Genomic DNA, 22387 nt, shown 5'->3' on the forward strand with positions numbered 1-22387 from the left:
TGAGGGGCCGACCGGCCCCGGTCCGTGAGTGCCGGTTGTCACCGCTCCGGAAGCCAGTGGTGGTCGATCCTGTGTGAAGGGTGATTCTCGGGCGGGCGGGTGTCGTCGATGCGGAACGTCAGGCTGTTCATCACGCCGACGACTCCGTCCACCCGCCAGGTCAGCCGGATGGTCGGCGGAATGTCGCTGCGGCGCTCCAGCCGGCCCTCCAGCGTGACCACCCCGTCGTTGACCGAGACGAACACGCTCTGGGGCGGCAGGAGCATGGCCTGGGTCAGGACTTCGGCGACAACTTCCTGCCGGATCTCGTCGTCCGTTCGGAGGAAGACGCGCAGGAGGTCGCGGCGCGTGGCGATGCCGATCAGGCGGTCCTCCTCGTCCACCACCGGGAGCCGCTCGATGTGGTGGCGCTCCATCACACGTGCGGCGTCCGCGACGCGTTGTTCCGGGTGCACGGTGATCGCGGGCGTGGACATCAGCTCCTCCGCGGTCACGGCAGTCGCCTTGGTGGCAGCCGCGCGGGCCGCACGCCGCAGCGCGGGCATCCGGAAGCGGCGCTCCCGGCCGTGGCCGGCGCGGAACGCCTGCCGGTGTATCAGGTCGGTCTCGGAGATCACTCCCAGGACCTTGTCGTCGTGATCCACGACGGGCAGCCCACTGATGCGATGCCCGTCCAGCAGCCGTGCCACGTCCTTGAACGACGTCTCCGGGCGGGCTTCGACGACCTCGCTGGTCATCACCTCGCCGACGGTGCGGGTCTTCACGGCATTTCCTCCTCTACGGGTACAGGAGAGCGGCTGATTCCGAGTCGCGCACCTGTGGGCGGCGTCGGACTCCGGCGGGGGCTGTCGCCCGCGGCGGGTGTCCGGGGGCCGGAAGCGCGGGCCCGGGCGGTGGGACCGGCCGGGGCCGCCCCTTCGGACGGCTCCGGCAGCCCGGCTTCCGGTGCCTGTTCAGCCTCTCGCCCGGCTGCCGGCCAGGGCAGGGGCCGAGTGTCCCGCGACCGGGGACGAACCTCCCTGCCGGAGCGGAGCCCGGCCCTTCATCACTTGCTGTCGTCGTTGTCCGCGGGCCCGTGGAGCGCGGCCCGTCCGGCCTCCAGGCGGGCGACCGGGACGCGGAACGGGGAGCAGGAGACGTAGTCGAGCCCCGCTGTGTGGAAGAAGTGGACCGACTCGGGGTCGCCTCCGTGCTCGCCGCAGACGCCGACCTTCAGCCCGGGGTGCGCGGCGCGGCCCTCCGCGATCGCGATCTCGACCAGGCGGCCGACACCTGCCCGGTCGATCGTCTCGAACGGGGACACCTTGAAGATGCCTTTGTCGAGATAGGCGGAGAAGAACGCCGCCTCCACGTCGTCGCGGGAGAAGCCCCAGGTCGTCTGGGTCAGATCGTTGGTGCCGAAGGAGAAGAACTCGGCCTCCTTCGCGATCGCGCCCGCTGTGAGGGCGGCCCTCGGCAGCTCGATCATCGTGCCCACCGGGCACTGGACGAGGACGCCCGAGGCGTTGGAGACCTCGGCGAGTACCTGCTCCACTTCCTCACGTACGAGCCGCAGTTCCTCGACGGTGTCGATCAGCGGCACCATGATCTCCGCCCGGGGGTCTCCGCCCGCGCGCTTGCGCTCCACGACCGCCTCGGCGATGGCCCGTACCTGCATGGCGACCAGGCCCGGCGCCACCAGGCCCAGACGTACTCCGCGCAGGCCGAGCATCGGGTTCTCCTCGTGCATGCGGTTCACGGCGTCCAGCAGCTCCGAGTCGTGTGCGCTCGGCGGGTTGCCGTGGGCCTCGGCGGCGGCGAGCCGTACGGCGAGTTCCGTGCGGTCGGGCAGGAACTCGTGCAGGGGCGGGTCGAGGAGCCGGATGGTGACCGGCAGGCCGTCCATCGCCTCCAGAATGCCGACGAAGTCCTCTCGCTGCAGGGGCAGCAGCCCGTCGAGGGCCCGTTCGCGTTCGGTGTCCGTGCGGGCGAGGATCATCGCCTCGACCAGCTGCCGGCGCTCGCCGAGGAACATGTGCTCGGTGCGGCACAGGCCGATGCCCTCGGCCCCGAACCGGCGGGCCCGGGCCGCGTCCTCGGGGGTGTCGGCGTTCGCCCGCACGCCAAGCCGTCGTACTCCGTCGGCCCGGTCCATGGCGCGGGCCACGGCCTCGACCAGTCCCGCCGAGTGTTCGCCGGTCTCGAAGTAGCGCATCACGGAGGAGTCGACGAGCGGGGCGGCGCCCAGGTACACGGCGCCTTCGGAGCCGTCCACCGAGATGACCGTGCCTTCCTCGACCGTGGTGCCGTCGGCGGTGAAGCGCCGCGCGCCGGTGTCGACACCGAGTTCCTCGGCGCCGCAGACGCAGACCTTCCCCATGCCGCGGGCGACCACGGCGGCATGGCTCGTCTTGCCGCCGCGGCTGGTCAGCACGGCCTGGGCGGCGATCATGCCAGGCAGGTCGTCGGGGGTGGTCTCCTGGCGTACGAGGACCACCTTCTCCCCGGCCGCGGCGCGACGGACGGCCTCGGCGGAGTCGAAGACCGCGGCGCCCACGGCGGCGCCCGGTGAGGCAGGGATGCCGTGCGCGAGTGCCTGCCCGACCTTCGAGGTGTCGAAGCGGGGGAACATCAACCGGGACAGTCCGTCCCCGCCGACCCGTGCCAGGCACTCGTCCGCGGTGATCAGTCCCTCGTCGGCCAGCGCGGCGGCGATGGCGAACGCGGCCTCGGCGGTGCGCTTTCCGACCCGCGTCTGCAGCATCCACAGCCTGCCGCGCTCGATCGTGAACTCGATGTCGCACAGGTCACGGTAGTGGGTCTCCAACGTCCGCATGTGTGCGCGCAGTTGCGCGTACGAGGTCGGGTCCAGGTCCTTCAGTCCGTCCAGCGGGATGGTGTTGCGGATGCCCGCGACGACGTCCTCGCCCTGGGCGTTGGCCAGGTAGTCGCCGTACACGCCCGGCGCGCCGGTGGCCGGGTCCCGGGTGAAGGCGACGCCGCTGCCGGAGTCGGGACCGAGGTTGCCGAAGACCATGGTCTGGACGTTGACCGCGGTACCGAGGTCGTCCGGGATGTGCTCGCGGCGGCGGTAGAGCCGGGCGCGTTCACCGTTCCAGGACTCGAAGACGGCGAGGACCGCACGCCGCAGTTGCTCGGCGGGCAGCTGCGGGAAGTCCTCGCCGGTCTCGTGGTGGATCAGGTCCTTGTAGGCCTCGACGAGCCCGGCGAGGTCGGTGGCGTCCAGATGCAGGTCGTCGGCCGCGCCGCGCATGTCCTTGAGGCGGGCCAAGATGCCTTCGAACAGCCCACTGTCGACTCCCATGACCGTACTGCCGAACATCTGCACGAGGCGGCGGTAGGAGTCCCAGGCGAAGCGCTCGTTCCCGGAGGACTTCGCCAGACCGAGCACGGAGTCGTCGTTGAGGCCGATGTCGAGGATGGTCTCCATCATGCCGGGCATGGAGAAGCGGCCCCCGGACCGGACGGACAGAAGCAGCGGGTCGTCCGGCTGTCCCAGAAGCCGCCCGGCGGCCTGCTCAAGGGCGGTCAGGTGGCGGGAGATCTCGCGGAACAGCCCGTCCGGCTCGCTGCCGGTCGTGAGAAAGGCACGACAGGCCTCGGTGCTGACGGTGAACCCGGGCGGCACGGGCAGGCCCATCCGGGTCATCTCGGCCAGGTTGGCGCCCTTGCCGCCGAGCAGGTCGGCCATGTCACGGCCGCCCTCGGTGAATTCGTACACGTGGTGGGCCATGGCGGTGTGCTCTTCCTTCGGATTCGGGGGAGTTGCCGGACGTGGTGTCCGCTCTCCGTGAGGGATGCGACGGATGTGAGGGACCGGGTTTCCCGCTCCAAGCGGGCCTTTGGTGTGGCTGCCATGCCCCGGACGTTCCCGAGGCCGGTGGACCTGCCGACCGTCAGTCGTGAGGGACGATGACGACAGGGGCGGCCACGTGGTGGAGCACGGCATGCGCGAGCGGGCCGATGCGCATGCCGAGCGCGGGCCGGTGTACGCGGCGGCCCACGACCACGAGCCCGGCATGCGCCGCGGCCTGCAGCACGACCCCGGAGGCGAAGGCAAGGTCGACTGTCTCAACCACTGTGACCTGCGGGAACTTTTCCCGCCACGGCTGCAGGGCGTCGCTCAGCGCCTTCTCCTGCTGTTCGGCCAGGGCGCCCGGCTTGACCGCCGCCTGCCCGGCCTCGGGGCCGCGTCCGTACAGCGGAGGCAGATCCCAGGCGTGTACGGCACGGAGCGTCGCTCCGCGGGCGGCCGCCGCAAGGAACGCGAACTCCAGAAGCGGGCCGGCCTGTGAGCCCAGATCCTGGAGCCCGACCACCACTTCTCCGCTGTCCCCCTCGGCCGCGGACCGCGTGTTCGCCCGCACCATCACCACCGGGTGCTTTGCCTTGGCGAGCACGTGCTGGCCGACGGAGCCGAGGAGGAAGCCGGCGACGGCGCCGTGCCCGCTGGAGCCCAGCACCAGCATCTCGGCCTTCTCCGCCCGGCCCAGCAGAACCTCGGTGGCCGGCTCGGAGACCTGCTCGGTGTCGATCGTCAGCTGCGGATACCGGGTACGCAGTTCCTGCTCGGACTCGCGCAGCACGCTCAGGGCCCAGCGCTTCTGGGCCTCCAGGTCCTCGGCGACGGGCACGTCGTGCGGCTGCCAGATCCAGGCGTTGACCAAGTGCAGCGGCAGGCCGCGGCGCTGCGCCTCACGGGCGGCCCAGTCGGCTGCGGCCAGGCTCTCGGGAGAGCCGTCCAGGCCGACGGTGATGGGGCGAAGCATGGGAGATACCTCCGGGTCCGGTACGACGGGTGGCGGCAGAGGCCGCCGGTACTCGTTCCGAGCCTCGCGCCGACGCGGTCACGTCCTCCATGGGCCAGTGGTCCCGAACCGCGGCCACCTGGTCCCGGTCTTGCGGCGGTCCGTACGCATCGTGGCGGTGGGCCGGTTCCTGCTCGGTCCCAGTGCCACCACCCGGCCGGTGAGCCGACCGCGACCCGGCCCCGCACACGGGGCCGAACGTCCCCGCCTCGTCCCCGTACGGCCCATGCCCCTATCGACGCGGGTCCCACAGGCTGGCAGCGCACACCAGACACCGACCGGGGAGGACGACGGACATGACCGTGCGCATAGGAATCAACGGCTTCGGCCGCATCGGGCGCAACTACCTGCGCTGCGTACTGGAGCGTGCGGAGGCGGGGACCGGTACCGCCGTCGAGGTGGTGGCGGTCAACGACCTCACCTCGCCGGCGGCGCTGGCCCATCTGCTGGAGTACGACTCGACCTTCGGGCGGCTGCGCCGCAGCGTCGAGCACGACGACACGTCGCTGACGGTGGACGGTCACCGCATCGCGGTGACGGCCAAGAGCGACCCCGCGGCCCTGGCCTGGGGTGAGCTCGGAGTGGACGTGGTCATCGAGTCCACCGGACACTTCCGCAGCCGTGAGGATGCCGGACTGCACCTGAAGGCCGGCGCGCGCAAGGTACTGCTCTCCGTACCGGGCAAGGAAGTCGACGCCACTGTTGTCATGGGGGTCAATGAGGGCGTCTACGACCCCGAGCGGGACCACGTGATCTCCAACGCCTCGTGCACGACCAACTGTGTGGCGCCGATGGTGAAGGTGCTGGACGAGCACTTCGGCCTCGTCAAGGGCCTGATGACCACCATCCACGGCTACACCAACGACCAGGTGGTCCTGGACGGTCCGCACAAGGACCCGCGTCGCGGTCGCACCGCCGCCGTGAACATCATCCCGACCAGCACCGGCGCCGCCCGCGCGGTGGGCCTCGTCCTGCCGAAGCTGGCAGGCACTCTGGACGGCATCGCTGTCCGGGTGCCGGTCGAGGACGGCTCGCTGACGGACCTGAGCGTGGTGCTCGACCGTCCCGTGACCGCGGACGAGGTCAACGCCGCGTTCCGCGAGGCCGCCGACGGCCCGCTGAAGGGAATCCTGCGAGTGTCGGACGCCCCGATCGTCTCCCGGGACATCGTCGGCGACCCCGCCTCGTGCGTGCTCGACGCTCCGCTGACCCAGGCGCACGGCGACCTGGTGAAGGTCTTCGGGTGGTACGACAACGAGTGGGGCTACACCAACCGTCTGCTCGACCTCACCGAGTACGTCGCCGCCCGACTCCCGCAGAGGTGAGCAGCGGTCGCGACCGCACCAGCGCGAGGAGTGGCCGGACGACCGGCCGACAGGGCCGACCGGGTCTACTGAGGACCGGTCGGCCCACACATGTCCCGGCCAGGGCCCGCGATTCTGGAAGCAGCGAACGAGAGAGGGAGGGTGACATGAGCGGCATGATCGAGCGGCTGCCGGGTTGGCCGCCGCTGCCCGACCTGCCGGTTGGGTCGAGGCCGGGTTCCCCGGTATGCGCACCGCCCCAGGGCTGCACGGCATCCGTGTGGAGGAACACCTGGCGGACGGGACGTATGTGCTGCGGGCAGAGCGTCCGGGCATCGACCCGTCCAAGGATGTCGAGATCACTGTCACGGAAGGCGTTCTGACGCTTCGCGCCGAGCGCGCTGAGGAGCCGACGCAGAAGCACCACACGGAGTTCCGCTACGGCACCTTCGCCCGCGCCGTCCGGCTGCCGGCCGGGGCCAAGGGCGACGAGGCGACCGCCGACTACAAGGATGGTGTTCTGACCATCACGGTTCCGGTGCCGGAGACGAAGGCGGGCATCAGGACCATCCCCGTGCGGCACGTTGAATGACGTCTGAGCGCGGGTTCGCGCCAAGCCGCATCAAGTGTGCGCGGCCGGTATGTTCTTCCGGCCGCGCACCTTTGCCGCGCATCCTTTTCGCCCGATCGTCATCGTCGCGGCGTCCGGCATGGTCACGGGGGCCGGATCCTGCGTCACCTCCGCCGTCTGCTGCTCGCCAGTCCAAGGGACTGCCGAATCCCCGACACATGGTCATCCGGCCGCGGGGGAAAGGATGCCTGCCTTGCCCGGAGTACGGGCGAGAGCGTCGGAAAGGCGCGGGTACACCTCGAAGGCGTGGGCCAGACCGGTCAGGCGCAGCAACCGCAGAACGCTCGGGCTGCTGGTCACGAGGCGAAGCCGCCCGTCCCGGATCCTCATGCGGTTCCGGGCGCGGCACAGCGCGGCCAGACCACTGCAGTCGATGAACGTTACGGATCGCAGGTCCAGCACCAGCTCGGGACTCGGTCCGGCGGTCAGGCCATCGAGACGCACCGACAAGGGTGTTGCGGTCAGAATGTCGATCTCGCCGCACAGCCGTACAACAGTGATGTCGCCGATGATGCGTGTGCTCAGGCGAAGCACTTGCTGTGAGCCGGGTTCGTCCATGCGCTCAGGAAATCCCGGACGGCTACGCGGAAGGTAGGGCCGTTCGGTACCCTTTCATGCCCTTTGGGAACTTTCCCCGACGGCGCGGAGCAACGGACGAGGAGGCCGTCGCAGCGCACTGCCGGGTGCCGGTCCCGCGGTTCGTCAGGGCGACAGCTGGTCACGTCGCGAGGAGTCGATGCCCGATGCCGGGCCGTCCGTGTCGTCGACCCTGTGATCCAGGTGTTCCGAGACCTCGACGACGCCGTCCACGCTGCGGCACAGCCGCACGACCACGGGAATGGTGGATCTGCGCTCAACGGTTCCGCGCAGAGTGACCCGGCCGTCCACGACGTGAGCGGTCACCGCTGTGGGCGGGATACCCAGCGTGTGCACCAGTATGTCCCCGGTGATCTCCTCGCGGATGGCGCGGTCCCCGCGCAGGAACACCCGCAGCAGGTCTCCACGGCTTATCAAGCCGATCAGTCGGCCGCTCGCGTCCACTACCGGCAGTCGCTTGACACGATTCCGTTCCATTGCCCGGGCGGCCTCGGCCACTGTCCATTCCGGACGGCCGGTGACGACCGGGCTGGTCATCAGCCCACCGGCCGTGGTCGCTTCGGCCCTGGCCGGTTCGGCGGGCCAGGGGTCGAGGCCGGGCCCCGCCGCCGTGTCGAGCCGGCCTGCCTCCCTGCGGAGCAGGTCCGCCTCGGACACCACTCCGACGGGGCGGTCGCCGTCGTCCACGACCGGAACCGCGGTGATGTCGTGCTCGGCGAGCAGTTTGGCCATTTCCGTGAAAGACGCGTCCTGCCGCACGCTCACGACCTCGGTTGTCATCAGTTCGCTCACGATGCGGTGCCTCATGGCCCCTGCCTCCTTCGACATGGTTCTCAGCGTTCCTGCTGCCCACTGTCCGGTACCCGGGCACGGCTCTGCAGGGGCTGATCGGCCCCGCCTGCTGCCGAACGGCCCGAACCGGCCCTGCCGGTCTTCCTGAGGTGGGGGCCGACCAGCCCATGCGGGCGGCAGCCATCCCGGTCAGGCTGGACATGTGGGGCGGTACCGGTTGGCCGCAACCGGGGCCTCGCATCGAAGCGGTCACCACGGCCGGCCGGCACACCGAGGAAAGGGATCGTCATGAAGGCACTCGTCTTCCACGGCCCCGGACAGTCCGCCTGGGAGGATGTCGCGGACCCCGGTATCCAGGACGCCACCGACGCGGTCGTCCGCGTCGACACCGTCACCATCTGTGGAACGGACCTGCACATCCTCAAGGGCGACGTACCCGAGGTACGTCCGGGAACGGTCCTCGGTCACGAGGCCGTCGGCGAGATCGTCGAGGTCGGCAGCGACGTACGCAGCGTCCGTCCCGGCGACCGGGTGCTCGTCTCGTGCATCACGGCGTGCGGCCGTTGCCGCTTCTGCCGGGAGGGATCGTACGGGCAGTGCCGCGGCGGAGGAGGCTGGATCCTCGGCCACCTGATCAACGGCACGCAGGCCGAGTACGTCCGCGTGCCCCACGCCGACCTGTCCACGCACCTGCTGCCGGGCGCCTTGGACAGCAAGGACGCCGTGCTGCTGGCCGACATCTTCCCCACGGCCTACGAGGTGGGTGTGCTGAACGGCCGCGTACGGCCCGGAGACACCGTCGCCGTCGTGGGCGCCGGTCCCATCGGTCTCGCCGCGATCGCCACCGCCCGGCTGTACACACCCGAGAAGATCATCGCCGTGGACCTCGCCCCGGCCCGGCTGGAGGCGGCCAAGCACCTCGGCGCCGACGCCGTGGCGGTCGCGGGCGAGGCCGAATCGCTGGTCGCCGACCTCACCGAAGGCCTCGGGGCCGATGTCGTCGTCGAAGCGGTCGGAGTCCCGGAAGCCTTCGAGACGTGCACGCGCATGGTGCGGCCGGGTGGACACGTGGCCAACGTCGGTGTGCACGGCAAGCCCGCCCTGCTGCACCTCGAAGAGCTGTGGATCAAGAACGTGACGATCACCACCGGGCTGGTCGACACGTCCTCCACGCCGACGCTGCTGCGCATGATGGCAGGGGGCCGCCTGCCCGCCTCGTCGATGGTCACCCACACCTTCCAGCTGGACCAGATGGAAGAGGCGTACGACGTCTTCTCCCGGGCCGCCGACACCGGCGCGCTCAAAGTCGTCCTCGGCGGGCAGCCGCACGACGTTCTGACGGTCAGGGCGTCCTGACAGGAGGAAGTGACCGGTAATGCCGGAGCACACACCACCGAACACGGCGTCCTCGGCGGCGAATGCCGCACGGGGCGACATCGGGCGGCGCATCGCCCAGCGCCGAGGGGAACTCGGCCTGACCCGGCAGGAGACCGCAGAGCGGGCGGGTACGGTCCCCAGCTACCTCCAGTACCTGGAGGAACAGTCCACCGCCACGCCCGGCACCGGCGTCCTCATCCGGCTCGCCGACGCCCTGGAGACCACGGTTACGGCCCTGCGCGGTGGTGACGCCGACCTGCCGCCGGGGGTCGGCCGGGCCGCCGGCCGCCCGGAGCTCGTGGAGCTGAGCACCGAGGAGTGCCGCGCACGGCTGTCGACGCACGGTGTCGGACGACTCGCCATGTCCACGCCCACCGGGCCAGTCGTCGTTCCCGTGAACTACAGCGTCGTCGACGGTGCGGTCGTCTTCCGGACCGCTCCCGGCGCGGCACCTGCGGCCGCCGCCGGGCAGCAGGTCGCCTTCGAGGTCGACCACATCGACGAGGCACTCAGCCGAGGCTGGAGCGTGCTCGTGCGTGGCCGCGCACGCGAGGTGACCGAGCCCGACGCCGTACGCCGGCTGGAGGAGCGGGCGTACAGCGGTCCATGGGCGGGCGGCGAGCGGAACACGTGGGTGTCTATCGACCTCGCCGACATCACCGGGCGCTCGATCACGGTGCGCTGATGCCGCGAGCGGTGTGAACGGAGACGCGGCCGGTACGGCCGTTATGTCGTGGGAGGGCCCGGGCCCTCCCACGACATAACGGCGAAGTGCTCAGGTGCGTGCCCGCGGGCGACACCGCCGGGGCCACTCGCCGGCAGTCGTGGACCGGTGGGCTCTCGTCCCCGCCGCCACCGGCGCACAGCATGGGACACATACCGCTGCACCACGTGAGAGCTGGAGCGCCCGATGCATCCCAACGACGGATTCCGCGAACTCGACCGGCAGGAGCGCCTGCGCCTGTTGGCCGGGGCGCCCGTCGGCCGCATTGTCCACACCCGTCACGCCCTGCCCGCGGTCCTGCCGGTCGACTTCGCCCTGGACGGCGATTCCGCCGTGCTGCTGCGCACCGCGGCGGATTCTGAACTGTCCCGCGCTGTCGACGGTGCGGTGGTCGCCTTCGAGGCGGACGAGCTCGACGCCGTCGCGCACTCCGGCTGGAGCGTCGTCATCACCGGACACGCCACCGTGGTCACCGATACCGCCGAGCACAGGCGGCTGTCCCTGACCGGCCCGCACTCCTGGGTCGCCGCACCCGGGGAAGTCTTCGTACGCATCGAGGCCGAGCTGGTCACCGGTCGTGAACTCGTCGGCGGGCGCACGATCTACGGGGTGGGCATCTCCTCCTGAACCAACTGCGCCACGCGCCCCGCATCTGGCTGGTGCGGGGCGTGCCCCTGTCATCGACGGGTCGATCGGGACGAGGTCGTGGGGACCAACGGTCCCGCTCGGGGACAAGCGGCCACTGACCGCGGATGCTCCCCGCGCAGCAGGATCAGTCCCAGATCAACTCCCCTGCTGGAACGGCCGGATGAAGGAGCACAGCCATGTCCGCGACCACGCGAGGACATGAACTTTCCGGCGCACGGGAGCGGTGGCTCCACCCTCCGACAAAAGACAGGCAGTCGGACTTCCGGCGGCGGCCGCGCTGGTGATCGGCAGCATCATCGGCACCGGAGTCTCAGCGACGTCATGTCGCCGCGCCGGGTGCCGGGTGTCCGGTGCGAGAGGGCCGATCGGCCCCATCCAGGTGGGAACACCGGCCCGGAGGGCCTTCTTTGTCCTGGCCCGATCGGCGTCGTCGAGGGCTCCCGACGGCCCTGTTCCGCGCCTGCCGCCCGGACGAGTATCGACAGCAGAGACGTCCACGGGATTCCGCGGACACGTCATGAACGTATGCGGAGGCAGTTATGGCGACGGTGGCACCAACCAGCGTGCAGGCACCAGAGTCCGCGTGGCGCGGTTTCACGGGCGGGCACTGGCGCGACCACGTCGACGTGCGCGACTTCATCCAGGCCAACTACACCCCGTACGAAGGCGACGCAGCCTTCCTCGCCGGTCCCACGGAGCGGACCCGCACCGTGTGGCAGAAGATCGTCGCGCTGTTCCCGGAGGAGCGGCGCAGGGGCATCCTGGACGTCGACACCGCGACCCCGGCCACGATCACCTCGCACGCGCCGGGATACATCGACCGCGAGCGGGAGCTGATCGTCGGCCTGCAGACCGACGCCCCGCTGAAGCGCGCGATCATGCCGAACGGCGGCCTGCGGATGGTCGAGAACGGACTCAAGGCGTACGGCTACGAGGTCGACCCCTTCGTCACCAGGGTTTTCGGCACCTACCGCAAGACCCACAACGACGGAGTCTTCGACGCGTACACCCCCGAGATGCGCGCCGCCCGCAAGGCCGGGATCATCACCGGGCTGCCCGACGCCTACGGCCGGGGTCGGATCATCGGCGACTACCGCAGGGTGGCGCTCTACGGCACCAACCGGCTTGCGGAGGCCAAGCGTGCCGAACGCGCCTTGCTGGACGCACAGCCCTCCACCCCGGACGTCATCCGGGACCGCGAGGAACTGGCCGAGCAGACAAGGGCGTTGGGCGAGCTGGCAGAGATGGCCGCCTCGTACGGCTGCGACGTCACCCGACCCGCCGCCACCGCACACGAGGCCGTCCAGTGGCTCTACCTCGGCTATCTGGCCGCGGTGAAGGAGCAGAACGGCGCGGCGATGTCGCTGGGCCGCACCTCGACCTTCCTGGACGTCTACCTCCAGCGCGACCTGACCGAGGGCCGCATCGACGAGACCCGGGCCCAGGAGCTGATCGACGACTTCGTGATCAAGCTGCGGATCGTACGGTTCCTGCGCACCCCCGAGTACGACGCGCTGTTCTCCGGCGACCCGACCTGGGTCACCGAGTCCATCGGCGGCATCGGCACCGACGGACGTCCGCTGGTCACACGTACCTCCTTCCGCTTCCTGCGGACGCTCTACAACCTCGGCCCCGCCCCGGAGCCCAACCTGACGGTGCTGTGGTCGCCCCGGCTGCCGGACGCCTTCAAGCAGTTCTGCGCCCAGGTGTCCATCGACACCAGCGCGGTCCAGTACGAGTCCGACGAGCTGATGCGCCCGTGCACCGGCGACGACACGGCGATCGCCTGCTGCGTCTCGGCGATGGCGGTCGGCCGGCAGATGCAGTTCTTCGGAGCGCGGGTGAACCTCGCGAAGGCTCTGCTGTACGCGATCAACGGCGGCCGGGACGAGATGACCGGCGAGCAGATCGGCCCCGAGACGACCGCACTGACCGGCGAGTACCTGGAGTACGAGGAGCTGTCGAAGGCGTACGACGGGATGCTGGAATGGCTGGCCGCCACCTACGTCAACACGCTCAACGTCATCCACTTCATGCACGACAAGTACGCCTACGAGCGCATCGAGATGGCACTGCACGACCACCCCGTGCACCGCTTCATGGCGTGCGGCATCGCCGGGCTCTCGGTTGCGGCCGACAGCCTCTCGGCCGTCAAGTACGCGCGGGTGAAGGTGATCCGCGACGGCACCGGGCTGGCCGTGGACTACGAGACCGAGGGCGACTACCCGGCATACGGCAACAACGACGACCGCGTCGACGCCCTCGCCGTCGAGCTGGTGAAGTCCTTCATGGCGAAGGTGCGCGCACACCCCGCCTACCGGGACGCCGAGCACACCCAGTCGGTGCTGACGATCACCTCGAACGTGGTCTACGGCAAGCACACCGGCAACACCCCCGACGGCCGGCAGGCCGGACAGCCCTTCGCGCCCGGCGCCAACCCCATGAACGGCCGCGACCGGCACGGAGTGGCCGCCTCCGCGCTCTCGGTCGCCAAGCTCCCCTACGAGCAGGCACGTGACGGCATCTCGCTGACCACGACGATCACCCCGGAGGGGCTGGGGCACGCGCCCGCCGAGCGCGCGGGCCATCTGGTGGGCATCCTCGACGCGTACACGGCCTCCGGCGGCTTCCACATGAACGTCAACGTCCTCGATCGGGCAACGCTGGAGGACGCGATGGAACACCCCGAGAAGTACCCGGAGCTGACCATCCGGGTCTCCGGCTACGCCGTCAACTTCGTACGCCTGACCCGCGAGCAGCAGCTCGACGTGATCAGCCGCACCTTCCACGGAACGCTGTGAGCACCGTGAGGGCGATGACCACCGGCCGGATCCACTCCTGGGACCTGTCCACCGGCGTGGACGGTCCCGGGACCCGGTTCGTCCTCTTCGTCAACGGCTGCCCGCTGCGCTGCCTGTACTGCGCCAACCCCGACACCTGGCACATGCGGGACGGCCGTGAGGCCACCGTCGACGAGGTGATGGCCGAGATCGACAAGTACCGGGAATTCATCACGACTGCCGGGGGAGGGGTGACGATCACCGGCGGTGAGCCACTGCTCCAGCCCGCCTTCACCGCCTCGGTCCTGCGCCGCTGCAAGGAGGCGGGACTGCACACCGCCGTGGACACCTCCGGCCTCCTCGGCGCACGGGCCACCGACGAACTCCTCGCCGACACCGACCTGGTGCTGCTCGACATCAAGGCCTTCGAGATCGCCACGTACCGGACACTGACCGGAGGTGAACTCGCCCCCACTCTCAGCTTCGCCACTCGCCTGGACCGCCTGGGCATCCCGGTGTGGATCCGCTACGTCCTGGTCCCCGGCTGGACCGACGACCCCGAAGCGGTCGACGGCTTGGCTCGCTTCGTCGCCGGCCTCGGCAACGTGGACCGCGTGGACGTCCTGCCGTTCCACAAGCTGGGCGCCTCGAAGTACGAAGCCCTGGACATCCCCTTCCCACTGCGTGACAACCCCGTCCCCGGACCGGCACTGACCGAACGGGTCCGAGAGCAGTTCAGGGAGCACGGGCTCGTGACCTACTGAGCATCGTCCCGAGTACGGCACCAGTGCCGGTACGCGGCCAGGGAGGTCGGCGGCGTCGGTACCGCTCCCAACCGGCCCTGCGGATGGGGCCGTTCAGCCCTGCGCCAACGGACCTTCGGCATCCGGCGGCGCCCCTCCCGCGCCACAAGAGTGAGCGGTGTCAGGGCACAGGCCCGGCATCGTCGCTTTCCGAAGGGGTCACCATCATGGCCGTGCACGAGCACTCTCACCGGCGCCCGGGGTTCCACCTGCCCACCTGGCGTGGGCACCGGACCGCGTCCACCCCTGAGTCCGCCGTGTCGGCAAGCACCGACACGTACTCCCTGCGGGCCCACGCCGTCGCGTCGCTGCGTCTGCTGACCGGCTTCGCCTTCCTGTGGGCCTTCCTCGACAAGACCTTCGGCTTCGGCTACGCGACCCCGTCCGGCAAGGGGTGGATCGACGGCGGTTCGCCGACCATGGGGTTCCTGAGCGGGGTCGCCGCCGGACCGATGGAGTCCACCTTCCACTCCTGGGCCGGTGACACCTGGGCCGACTGGCTGTTCATGGCCGGTCTGCTCGGCGTGGGGCTAGCCCTGGTCGGAGGCTTCGCGCTGCGGCTCGCGGCCGTCGCGGGCACCGCGATGATGGCGCTGATGTGGATCGCCGAATGGCCGCCCGCAAAGCACCTCTCCGACGGCGCGCCCAGCATGTCCACGAACCCGTTCGTCGACTACCACCTCATCTACGCCGTCGTCCTGATCGCCCTGGCCGTTGTCTCGGCCGGCGACACCTGGGGTGCCGGGAAGCTCTGGGCGAAGCTGCCGTTCGTGCGCCACAACAGCTGGCTGCGCTGACCACGGGAGGGGTGCGGGGTCCTGAGCGGGACCCCGCAGCCACGCGTCGAGCCCGCCCAGGCATAGGGCCGGTCGGCCCCCTTCGGGGACCTGCGGCCCCTGCACCATGACCGCCCCGACCACGAGTCTGGAACCAGATCCCCTGCTCAGGAGGTACGCATCATGTCCCGCACCGTCACCGTAGGCCTCGACGGTTCCCCCGAGAGCCAGGCCGCCGCCGAATGGGCGGCCCGGGAGGCGAACCTCCGCGGCCTGCCGCTGAAGATCGTCAACGTCTGGGAGCCGGTACCGGATCCCATGGCCCAGGCCCCACTGCTCGGCGCCGAGACACAGCAGCACTGGACCGAGCGGATTCCCCGCGAGGCGGCCGACGGCATCCGGCTGCGCCACCCCGGCTTGGACGTCACCGTGGAGCAGCCTCCCGGCCGGCCCGGAGAGGTGCTGTCCCAGGTGGCGAAGGAATCTGAAGTGCTGGTCCTCGGCACCCGAGGTCTGAGCGGGCTCGGCGGGTTCATGGTCGGCTCGGTCGGTCTGGCCGTCGTCGCCCACGCCGAGCGTCCCGTAGTCCTCGTACGGGCCGGGGAACAGGCTGCCGACGAGCGCATGCAGGATCCGGCGGGGACGCCCTCCGCCTCGGCCCCGTACCGGCCCGTCGTCCTGGGGCTCGACATCGAGAGCCCCGACGACTCGGTGATCGAGTTCGCCTTCGAGGCCGCGGTACTCCGTGCCACCTCCCTGCGCGTCGTCCACGGCTGGAATGTGCCGCCCTACTTCGCCTACGGGATGTCGGTGGACCCCGAGTTCAATGCCCACCTGGCCAAGCAGGACGCCGCCTCCCTGGCCGAGGTGCTGCGGCCCTGGCGGCAGAAGTTCCCGTCTGTCGAGGTCGTCGAGGTGTCCCGGTCCGGCAAGCCCGCAAGTCACCTGGTGGACGCCTCCCACGAGGCCTCCCTGGTCGTCGTCGGACGTCGGATCCGCCGCTCCCCGATCGGCGCCCGCATCGGGCCGATCGCCCACGCGGTGCTGCATCACGCCACCGCCCCCGTCGCCGTCGTCCCGCACGACTGACCACCCGAGGAGAGACAGACCATGAAGGCAGCAGTCGTACGAGCGTTCGGTGAGCCCCTCGTCATCGAGGAGCGCCCCGATCCCGAACCCGGTCCCGGGCAGGTCCGCATCCGGGTCGAGGCCTCCGGGCTGTGCCACACGGACATCCACGCGGCCCACGGCGACTGGCCGGTCAAACCGAGTCCGCCGTTCGTCCCCGGCCACGAGGGCGTCGGCCTCGTCGAGGCCCTCGGTGACGGCGTCACCCACCTCTCCGTGGGGCAGAGGGTCGCCGTTCCGTGGCTGGGCAAGGCGTGCGGGCGGTGCGAGCACTGCCTGTCCGGCTGGGAGACGCTGTGCGAGCAGCAGATCAACACCGGTTACGGATGTGACGGCGGCTACGCGGAGAAGATGCTCGCCTGGGCCGACTTCGCCCAGCCGGTGCCCGAGGGAATCTCCCCGCGGGACGCCGCGCCGCTGACCTGCGCGGGCGTCACCACGTACAAGGCACTGAAGGTCGCCCAGGTGCGTCCCGCCCAACTGGTGGCGATCTCCGGCGTCGGCGGCCTCGGGCATCTCGCCGTGCAGTACGCCAAGATCGCCGGTGCGACGGTGGCGGCCATCGACGTCACGGACGCCAAGCTGGAACTCGCCCGCGAGCTCGGCGCGGACATCCTGATCGACGCCCGCAAGGAGGACCCGGCCGAGGTGCTCCAGCGGCACGGCGGCGCGCACACCGTGCTGGTCTGCGCCGTCAACGAGGCCGCGTTCGCTGCGGCGTACGGCGGGCTGCGGCGCGGTGGCAAGCTCGTCATGGTCGCGCTTCCCGCCGGCGGCACGATCCAGCTGCCGATCTTCGACACCGTCCTCAAGGGCGTCAGCGTCATCGGCTCCATCGTGGGCACCCGGCAGGACCTCGACGAGGTGTTCCGGTTGCACGCGGCCGGCCGCACCCGGGTGATCTCTGTTTCCCGCCCGCTGGCCTCGGTCAACGAGTCCTTCGAAGACGTCCTGCACGGCCAGGTCGACGCACGGATCGTCTTCGAGTTCCCCGGAGGAAGGTGACGGCGATGGAACTGCCCCTGGTCGTGGGCGTCGACGGCTCCGAACCCAGCATGCGGGCCGTGGACTGGGCGGCGGACGAGGCCACCCTGCGCGGAGTGCCGCTGCGGCTGGTGTACGCCTCGTTGTGGGAGCGCTACGAGGGGGCCGCGCTCGCCGAGGGAATTGACCGGCCCTCGGAACAGGTGCTGGCCGACAACATCGTCGAGGCTGCCGCGAAGCGTGCGCACCGGCGTGATGTGGACCTGAAGATCTCCACGGAGGTGCTGCCCGAGGAGCCGGTGCCCGCACTGCTGGGGGAGGGGCGAAACGCATCCGCGCTGGTCGTGGGCGCCCGCGGCCGCAGCGGCATCGCCGAGCTGCTGCTCGGCTCGGTCAGCCTCGCCGTCGCCGCCCGCGCGGACTGCCCGGTGATCGTGCTGCGCGGCAGCCACGACAGCCAGGCCGACGCCGGGATGCGGCGGCCCATCGTGCTGGGCGTCGGCGAGGATGCCCACAGTACGGAGGCCGTGCGGTTCGCCTTCCAGGAGGCGGAGGAGCGACGGGTCGCCCTGGAGGCTGTACGTGCCTGGCGCTGCCCGTCGCACGAGAGCGCCGAGCATCCCCTCCTGGCCGGAGAGCCCGCCCACCACCACGAGCAGCGGGCCGTCGAGACTCTGGAGGCGGTACTGCGCGAAGTCGTGGCGGATCACCCCTCCGTCGAACTGCGACGGCGTGTCGTCGAAGGCACGGCGCGCGAGGCGCTCCTCGACGCGTCGGCCGACGCCGGACTGCTCGTCGTCGGCACCCGCAGGAGGCAGGGACACTTCGGCCTCCAACTCGGGCGGGTCGCCCACGCGGTCCTGCACCACTCCGCCTGCCCTGTCGCCGTGGTACCGCAGCGGGTGTGAACATCCGGGTCGGCCCAGCGCTCGCCGCGTGATCGGGGACATATGCCTGCAGATCGCGGGGCGCGCTGGTAGCCGGTCGAGGTGCCGCCGCCGGCAGCTTCAGCAGCGGCGGCGGCACCTCGTGGTACGGCACGGAGCCGAGCAGATGGGCGATCATGTGCAGGCGGGCCCGGCGCTTGTCGTGCCTCCACGACGAACCACGGGGCCGGCGAGATGTCCGTGTGACCACCCGCTCCTGGAGCTTCACCAGCTCCGTCTGCAGACTCGGCAGCTCCTGCTCGTACGCCGCGCGCGGCACCCTCGCCGTCCTCCTGCCCGCCATGCCGCCCATGCCGCCCATGGGCACTCGATGACGGCAGTCTCCTTCAGGACGGAACGACCGCCACAGGGCACTCGGTGTGATCCACCACCGCATGCAGGGTGGGGCCGAGCGACGTGCCGGTCCGTCCCACGACCAGTAGTTCGGCGCAGGCCGATGCCTGGACCAGGGCGGAAGACGGACTCTTCAGACGTACGTCCTCGTGGACACGGACGTGTGGATGCTTCTCCCGCCACGGTCGCAGCACGTCCGACAGCTGCTGGACCTCCTGGTCCTCCCAAGCGCCTCGGTCCTCCTCGGGAAGGGCGAACGGCATCCACTGCTCGGCGGAGGACGGCAGCCGCCAGGCATGGACGACGCGCAGCAGTGCCCCGCGCCGCTCCGCGGCGTCGAACGCGAAGCTCAGCGCGTCGGCCGCCGGACGGCGCGCGTCGATGCCGACTGTCACTGCGCGGGGTGACCGCCCGCCGACGGCGGGACGGTCGGGGACGAGCACCACGGGCCGGTTCCCGAGCGCGGCGACACCGTGCGCCACGGAGCCGACGGCCAGTCCCGCAAAGCCTCCCGCACCGCGCATACCGAGAACCACGAGGTCGGCCCGCGTTCCCACGGACAGCAGCGCCGGCACGGTCTCTCCGGTGAGGTCGACGCCTTCGATCCGGAGCGCCGGGTGATCTTCGGCAAGCGCCTTCACCAACGCGTCCGGGGCGGGTTCACGGCAGTACGGCCATATCGCGAGTGCCTCCTCGGCGGACAGCGACGAGACATGCGCGACCCGCAGCGGCAGGCCACGCAACCGCGCCTCGCCCACCGCCCAGTCGACCGCGACGCGACTGCACGCAGAGCCGTCGATGCCGACAACGATCGTTCGCTCCATGGCAGTTCGCCCTTCTGGCATACGGAAATCCTTGCGTCCACGGTCCGCCACGGCACTGCCCGGCGACAGGGGCCGTACGGATCCGAACGGAGCTCAATGGCCCCTCCGCCTTCCCTGTCCGGACAGGACTCAGGGCCGACCGGCCCAGAAGCCGACCCCGGACAGCCCCTGGGGCGAGCACCCGGTCCGCCGGATGCTCGAACTGTCGAGAGGCTGGAGGAGAACGAAGATGACGGACGACAAGCACGGCCCCCACACGGTTCACGCACTGCTCGCGGACGGGACCACGGTGTGCATACGCCCCGTGGAGACCAGCGACCACGAACCCCTCCAGGGGCTGTACGAGGAGATGTCCCCGGAGAACCTCCGGCTGCGGTTCTTCGGAGCCAGCCGCCGGTCCGCCGAGATGGCGGCCGACCGCGCCTGCGCACCGCCGCGCCCCGGACACCGTGCGCTCCTCGCCGAGGCGCAGCACCAGGTGATCGGCCTGGCCGAGTACGAGACCGGCGAGGACCCGGGCCGGGTGGAGATCTCGATCGCGGTGGCCGACGGACTCCACCACCGGGGCGTAGGCACGCTTCTCGTCGAGCATCTGGTCTCGGCCGCCCGCGCCGAAGGCATCACCGCTTTCACGGCCGACGCACTCGTGGAGAACCACGAAGTGCTCCAGCTCTTCGCCGACCTCGGGCTGCGCACGGCCCGCCACTTCGAGGGCCCGGAAGTGCGCTGCACCATCGAACTCGAAGAGGACGAGGCCTATCTGTCGGCGGTGGAGGCGCGCGGCCGGGCCGCCGACGTGGCCAGCCTGGAACCCCTGCTGAGGCCGGACTCGATCGCCGTGATCGGCGCCGGACGCCGGCCCGGGTCGGTGGGCCGTGCCCTTCTCCACCATCTGCGCACGGGCGGCTTCACACGGCGCCTGTTCGCGGTGAACCCGAGCGTCACCTCGCTGCTCGGCGTGCCGTCGTATCCCTCGGTCGGCGCGCTGCCCAAGGTCCCGGACCTCGCGGTTCTCGCGGTGCCCGCGGCGGCGATACCCGCCACCGCCGAGGAGTGCGGCAAGACCGGCGTACGGGCGCTGCTCGTCGTGTCGGCGGGGCTCGACAGCAACGAGGCGCAGGCGCTGCTGGCCGCGTGCCGGACCTACGGTATGCGGCTCGTCGGGCCCAACTGCCTGGGAGTCTCCAACACGGATCCGGCGCTCTCCCTCGATGCGACCTTCGCTGCCGATCATCCGAGGCCCGGCACGGCGGGTGTCGCCGTCCAGTCCGGCGGCGTCGGTATCGCCCTGCTCGACGGCCTTTCCCGGCTCGGCGTCGGCGTCTCGACCTTCGCCTCGCTCGGTGACAAGTACGACGTCAGCGGCAACGACATGCTCCAGTGGTGGGAGAGCGACGGCCGTACCGAACTCGCCCTGCTGCACCTGGAGTCCTTCGGCAACCCACGGGCGTTCTCCCGCACGTCCCGGCGCGTGACCCGGCGCATGCCGGTGCTCACCGTCGACGCCGGCCGCACCGACGCTGGCCGACGTGCCGCCGCCTCGCACACCGCGGCCGCCGCGACCCGGACCATGACGCGTCAGGCGCTGTTCACCCAGGCGGGCGTCACCGCCACCGGATCGGTCGGTGAACTCCTCGAAACCGCCGCCCTGTTGCACTCCCAGCCGCTCCCGGCCGGCACCCGTGTCGCGATCGTCACCAACGCGGGCGGCGCGGGCGTTCTGGCCGCAGACGCCTGCGCGGAGGCCGGACTGTCCCTGCCCCGGCTCACCCCCGAGGTGATCGACGACCTCCTCGCCGTACTGCCCGAAGGCGCGGCCGTCGGCAACCCCGTCGACGCCACGGCGGCGGTGACGGAGGAGCAACTCAAGGACTGCGTGGAGCGGATGGTGCGGTGTCCCGGCATCGACGCCGTGCTGCTGGCCCTCGTTCCCACGGCCGTCGCCGCCGCGACAGGTGACAACCTCGTCCGGGCCCTCACGAACGGCCCCGGACGCCGCCCCCGCACGGTGGCCGTCGTACGGCTGGAACAGGATCTGCCCGTCAAGCTGCTGCCAGCCACAGAAGGCGGCGCCATCCCCTCGTACGCCGAACCGGGTGCAGCCGCCAGGGCGTTGGCCCACGCGGCCCGGCGCTCGGCGTGGCTCAGCCGGCCGGCGGGCACGGTCCTCGACCTCGCAGGCGTCGACACGAACCGGGCACACACGGTCGCCGAAACCTTCCTCGCCGCTCACCCGGACGGCGGCTGGCTCGACCCGCGGACCTGCGCCGATCTCCTCGCCTGCTACGACATCCCGCAACTGGCCTGGGCCTGGGCGGAGACCGAGGACGACGCGGTCGTCGCCGCGGAGCGGCTGCGCGGCCCCGACGGACGCGTGGTGATGAAGGCCCACTGGCCCGGCCTGCTGCACAAGAGCGCACAGCATGCCCTCCATCTCGACCTCCAGGGAGACTCCCAGGTTCGGGCCGCCTTCCGGGACTTGGAGACGCGATTCGCGGGTCTCATGACCGGAGTGGTCGTCCAGCCGCTCGCCGCACGCGGCACCGAGCTGTTCGCCGGCGTGGTGCAGGACGAGGTCTTCGGCCCGCTGGTGCTGTTCGGGCTGGGCGGTACCGCGACCGAGGTGCTGGCCGACCACGCCGCTCGTCTCGCCCCGCTGACGGATCACGACGTGCACGACCTGATCACCGCGCCGCGCTGTGCACCGCTGCTGTTCGGTGCGCACGGCAGCGGCCCCGTCGACCTCGAAGGCCTCGAACAACTGCTGCTGCGCCTGTCCCGCATGGCGAGCGACCTGCCGCAGCTCGCCGAGGCCGACTTCAACCCCGTCCTTGCCACGCCCGGCCACGTCACCGTGCTCGACGCGCGGGTACGCCTGCTGCCGCGCAGGGCCCAGGACCCCTATCTGCGCCGACTGCGCTGAGGAGGAAC

At 70.9% G+C, this 22387-nt stretch carries 19 protein-coding genes and 1 pseudogene; 13 read left to right on the forward strand and 7 right to left on the reverse strand.

Features of this window, described 5'->3' with window-relative positions; translation table 11 throughout:
* Positions 1 to 38 precede the first annotated feature (38 nt).
* The 3 genes from AOK17_RS22080 to AOK17_RS22090 form a co-directional block, all read right to left on the reverse strand.
* Positions 39 to 764 carry a CBS domain-containing protein gene (locus AOK17_RS22080; RefSeq protein WP_245697280.1) on the reverse strand — a complete coding sequence of 242 codons (726 nt, stop codon included), beginning with the start codon at positions 762 to 764 and terminating at the stop codon, positions 39 to 41.
* A 281-nt stretch (positions 765 to 1045) separates the two neighbouring features.
* Positions 1046 to 3733 carry a pyruvate, phosphate dikinase gene (gene ppdK / locus AOK17_RS22085; protein ID WP_055614250.1) on the reverse strand — a complete coding sequence of 896 codons (2688 nt, stop codon included), beginning with the start codon at positions 3731 to 3733 and terminating at the stop codon, positions 1046 to 1048.
* 163 nt (positions 3734 to 3896) lie between these two features.
* The gene (locus AOK17_RS22090) at positions 3897 to 4769 is read right to left on the reverse strand and encodes a universal stress protein (protein ID WP_055614251.1); all 873 of its coding nucleotides are present in this window, start codon (positions 4767 to 4769) and stop codon (positions 3897 to 3899) included.
* A gap of 335 nt (positions 4770 to 5104) precedes the next feature.
* Between AOK17_RS22090 and gap the strand changes: the two genes are divergently transcribed.
* Both gap and AOK17_RS22100 read left to right on the forward strand, forming a co-directional pair.
* Positions 5105 to 6133 (forward strand): type I glyceraldehyde-3-phosphate dehydrogenase, encoded by a 1029-nt coding sequence (gene gap / locus AOK17_RS22095; RefSeq protein WP_055614252.1) that lies wholly within the window; start codon positions 5105 to 5107, stop codon positions 6131 to 6133.
* A gap of 226 nt (positions 6134 to 6359) precedes the next feature.
* Positions 6360 to 6704 (forward strand): Hsp20/alpha crystallin family protein, encoded by a 345-nt coding sequence (locus AOK17_RS22100; protein ID WP_169801943.1) that lies wholly within the window; start codon positions 6360 to 6362, stop codon positions 6702 to 6704.
* Positions 6705 to 6905: 201 nt separating this feature from the next.
* On the opposite strand, the gene AOK17_RS22105 is transcribed toward AOK17_RS22100, so the two are convergent.
* Both AOK17_RS22105 and AOK17_RS22110 read right to left on the reverse strand, forming a co-directional pair.
* Positions 6906 to 7301, reverse strand: a complete 396-nt coding sequence (locus tag AOK17_RS22105) for an STAS domain-containing protein (protein WP_055614253.1) — start codon at positions 7299 to 7301, stop codon at positions 6906 to 6908.
* A gap of 144 nt (positions 7302 to 7445) precedes the next feature.
* Positions 7446 to 8147, reverse strand: a complete 702-nt coding sequence (locus tag AOK17_RS22110; RefSeq protein WP_055614254.1) for a CBS domain-containing protein — start codon at positions 8145 to 8147, stop codon at positions 7446 to 7448.
* Positions 8148 to 8420: 273 nt separating this feature from the next.
* Between AOK17_RS22110 and AOK17_RS22115 the strand changes: the two genes are divergently transcribed.
* The 9 genes from AOK17_RS22115 to AOK17_RS22155 all read left to right on the forward strand — a co-directional run bounded on the left by AOK17_RS22115 (position 8421) and on the right by AOK17_RS22155 (position 18260).
* Positions 8421 to 9488: a zinc-dependent alcohol dehydrogenase family protein gene (locus tag AOK17_RS22115; RefSeq protein ID WP_055614255.1), complete on the forward strand. Its 1068-nt coding sequence runs from the start codon at positions 8421 to 8423 to the stop codon at positions 9486 to 9488.
* Between the two features lie 19 nt (positions 9489 to 9507).
* Entirely contained in the window at positions 9508 to 10194 is a 687-nt protein-coding gene (locus tag AOK17_RS22120; RefSeq protein WP_055614256.1) for a helix-turn-helix domain-containing protein, read from the forward strand.
* A gap of 225 nt (positions 10195 to 10419) precedes the next feature.
* Positions 10420 to 10860: a pyridoxamine 5'-phosphate oxidase family protein gene (locus AOK17_RS22125; RefSeq protein ID WP_055614257.1), complete on the forward strand. Its 441-nt coding sequence runs from the start codon at positions 10420 to 10422 to the stop codon at positions 10858 to 10860.
* 560 nt (positions 10861 to 11420) lie between these two features.
* Positions 11421 to 13682 carry a formate C-acetyltransferase gene (pflB, locus tag AOK17_RS22130; protein ID WP_055614258.1) on the forward strand — a complete coding sequence of 754 codons (2262 nt, stop codon included), beginning with the start codon at positions 11421 to 11423 and terminating at the stop codon, positions 13680 to 13682.
* 14 nt (positions 13683 to 13696) lie between these two features.
* Positions 13697 to 14425, forward strand: a complete 729-nt coding sequence (gene pflA, locus AOK17_RS22135) for a pyruvate formate-lyase-activating protein (protein ID WP_055614308.1) — start codon at positions 13697 to 13699, stop codon at positions 14423 to 14425.
* Between the two features lie 206 nt (positions 14426 to 14631).
* On the forward strand, positions 14632 to 15261 hold the full coding sequence (locus AOK17_RS22140) for a DoxX family protein (RefSeq protein WP_055614259.1): 630 nt from the start codon (positions 14632 to 14634) through the stop codon (positions 15259 to 15261).
* A 162-nt stretch (positions 15262 to 15423) separates the two neighbouring features.
* Positions 15424 to 16329 carry a universal stress protein gene (locus AOK17_RS22145; RefSeq protein ID WP_055614260.1) on the forward strand — a complete coding sequence of 302 codons (906 nt, stop codon included), beginning with the start codon at positions 15424 to 15426 and terminating at the stop codon, positions 16327 to 16329.
* 21 nt (positions 16330 to 16350) lie between these two features.
* A complete protein-coding gene (gene adhP / locus AOK17_RS22150) occupies positions 16351 to 17373 on the forward strand; it encodes an alcohol dehydrogenase AdhP (protein ID WP_055614261.1) in 1023 nt (340 codons plus the stop codon).
* Positions 17374 to 17378: 5 nt separating this feature from the next.
* Complete coding sequence (locus AOK17_RS22155) at positions 17379 to 18260, forward strand: universal stress protein (protein WP_055614262.1); 882 nt, start codon at positions 17379 to 17381, stop codon at positions 18258 to 18260.
* Between the two features lie 19 nt (positions 18261 to 18279).
* Here the strand turns inward: AOK17_RS22155 and AOK17_RS52375 are convergent.
* Positions 18280 to 18484: pseudogene (locus tag AOK17_RS52375) on the reverse strand (polyphosphate kinase 2); the annotation flags it as partial.
* On the opposite strand from AOK17_RS52375, the gene AOK17_RS53590 reads away from it, so the two are divergent.
* Positions 18482 to 18613: a hypothetical protein gene (locus AOK17_RS53590; RefSeq protein WP_281198618.1), complete on the forward strand. Its 132-nt coding sequence runs from the start codon at positions 18482 to 18484 to the stop codon at positions 18611 to 18613. The pseudogene AOK17_RS52375 and the gene AOK17_RS53590 sit on opposite strands and share 3 nt — an antisense overlap.
* A 12-nt stretch (positions 18614 to 18625) precedes the next feature.
* On the opposite strand, the gene AOK17_RS50130 is transcribed toward AOK17_RS53590, so the two are convergent.
* On the reverse strand, positions 18626 to 19456 hold the full coding sequence (locus AOK17_RS50130; RefSeq protein ID WP_055614263.1) for a universal stress protein: 831 nt from the start codon (positions 19454 to 19456) through the stop codon (positions 18626 to 18628).
* 229 nt (positions 19457 to 19685) lie between these two features.
* On the opposite strand from AOK17_RS50130, the gene AOK17_RS22165 reads away from it, so the two are divergent.
* Positions 19686 to 22379: a bifunctional acetate--CoA ligase family protein/GNAT family N-acetyltransferase gene (locus AOK17_RS22165; protein WP_055614264.1), complete on the forward strand. Its 2694-nt coding sequence runs from the start codon at positions 19686 to 19688 to the stop codon at positions 22377 to 22379.
* Positions 22380 to 22387: the final 8 nt, after the last annotated feature.

This window comes from Streptomyces phaeochromogenes, assembly GCF_001418655.1.
Lineage (GTDB): Bacteria > Actinomycetota > Actinomycetes > Streptomycetales > Streptomycetaceae > Streptomyces > Streptomyces phaeochromogenes.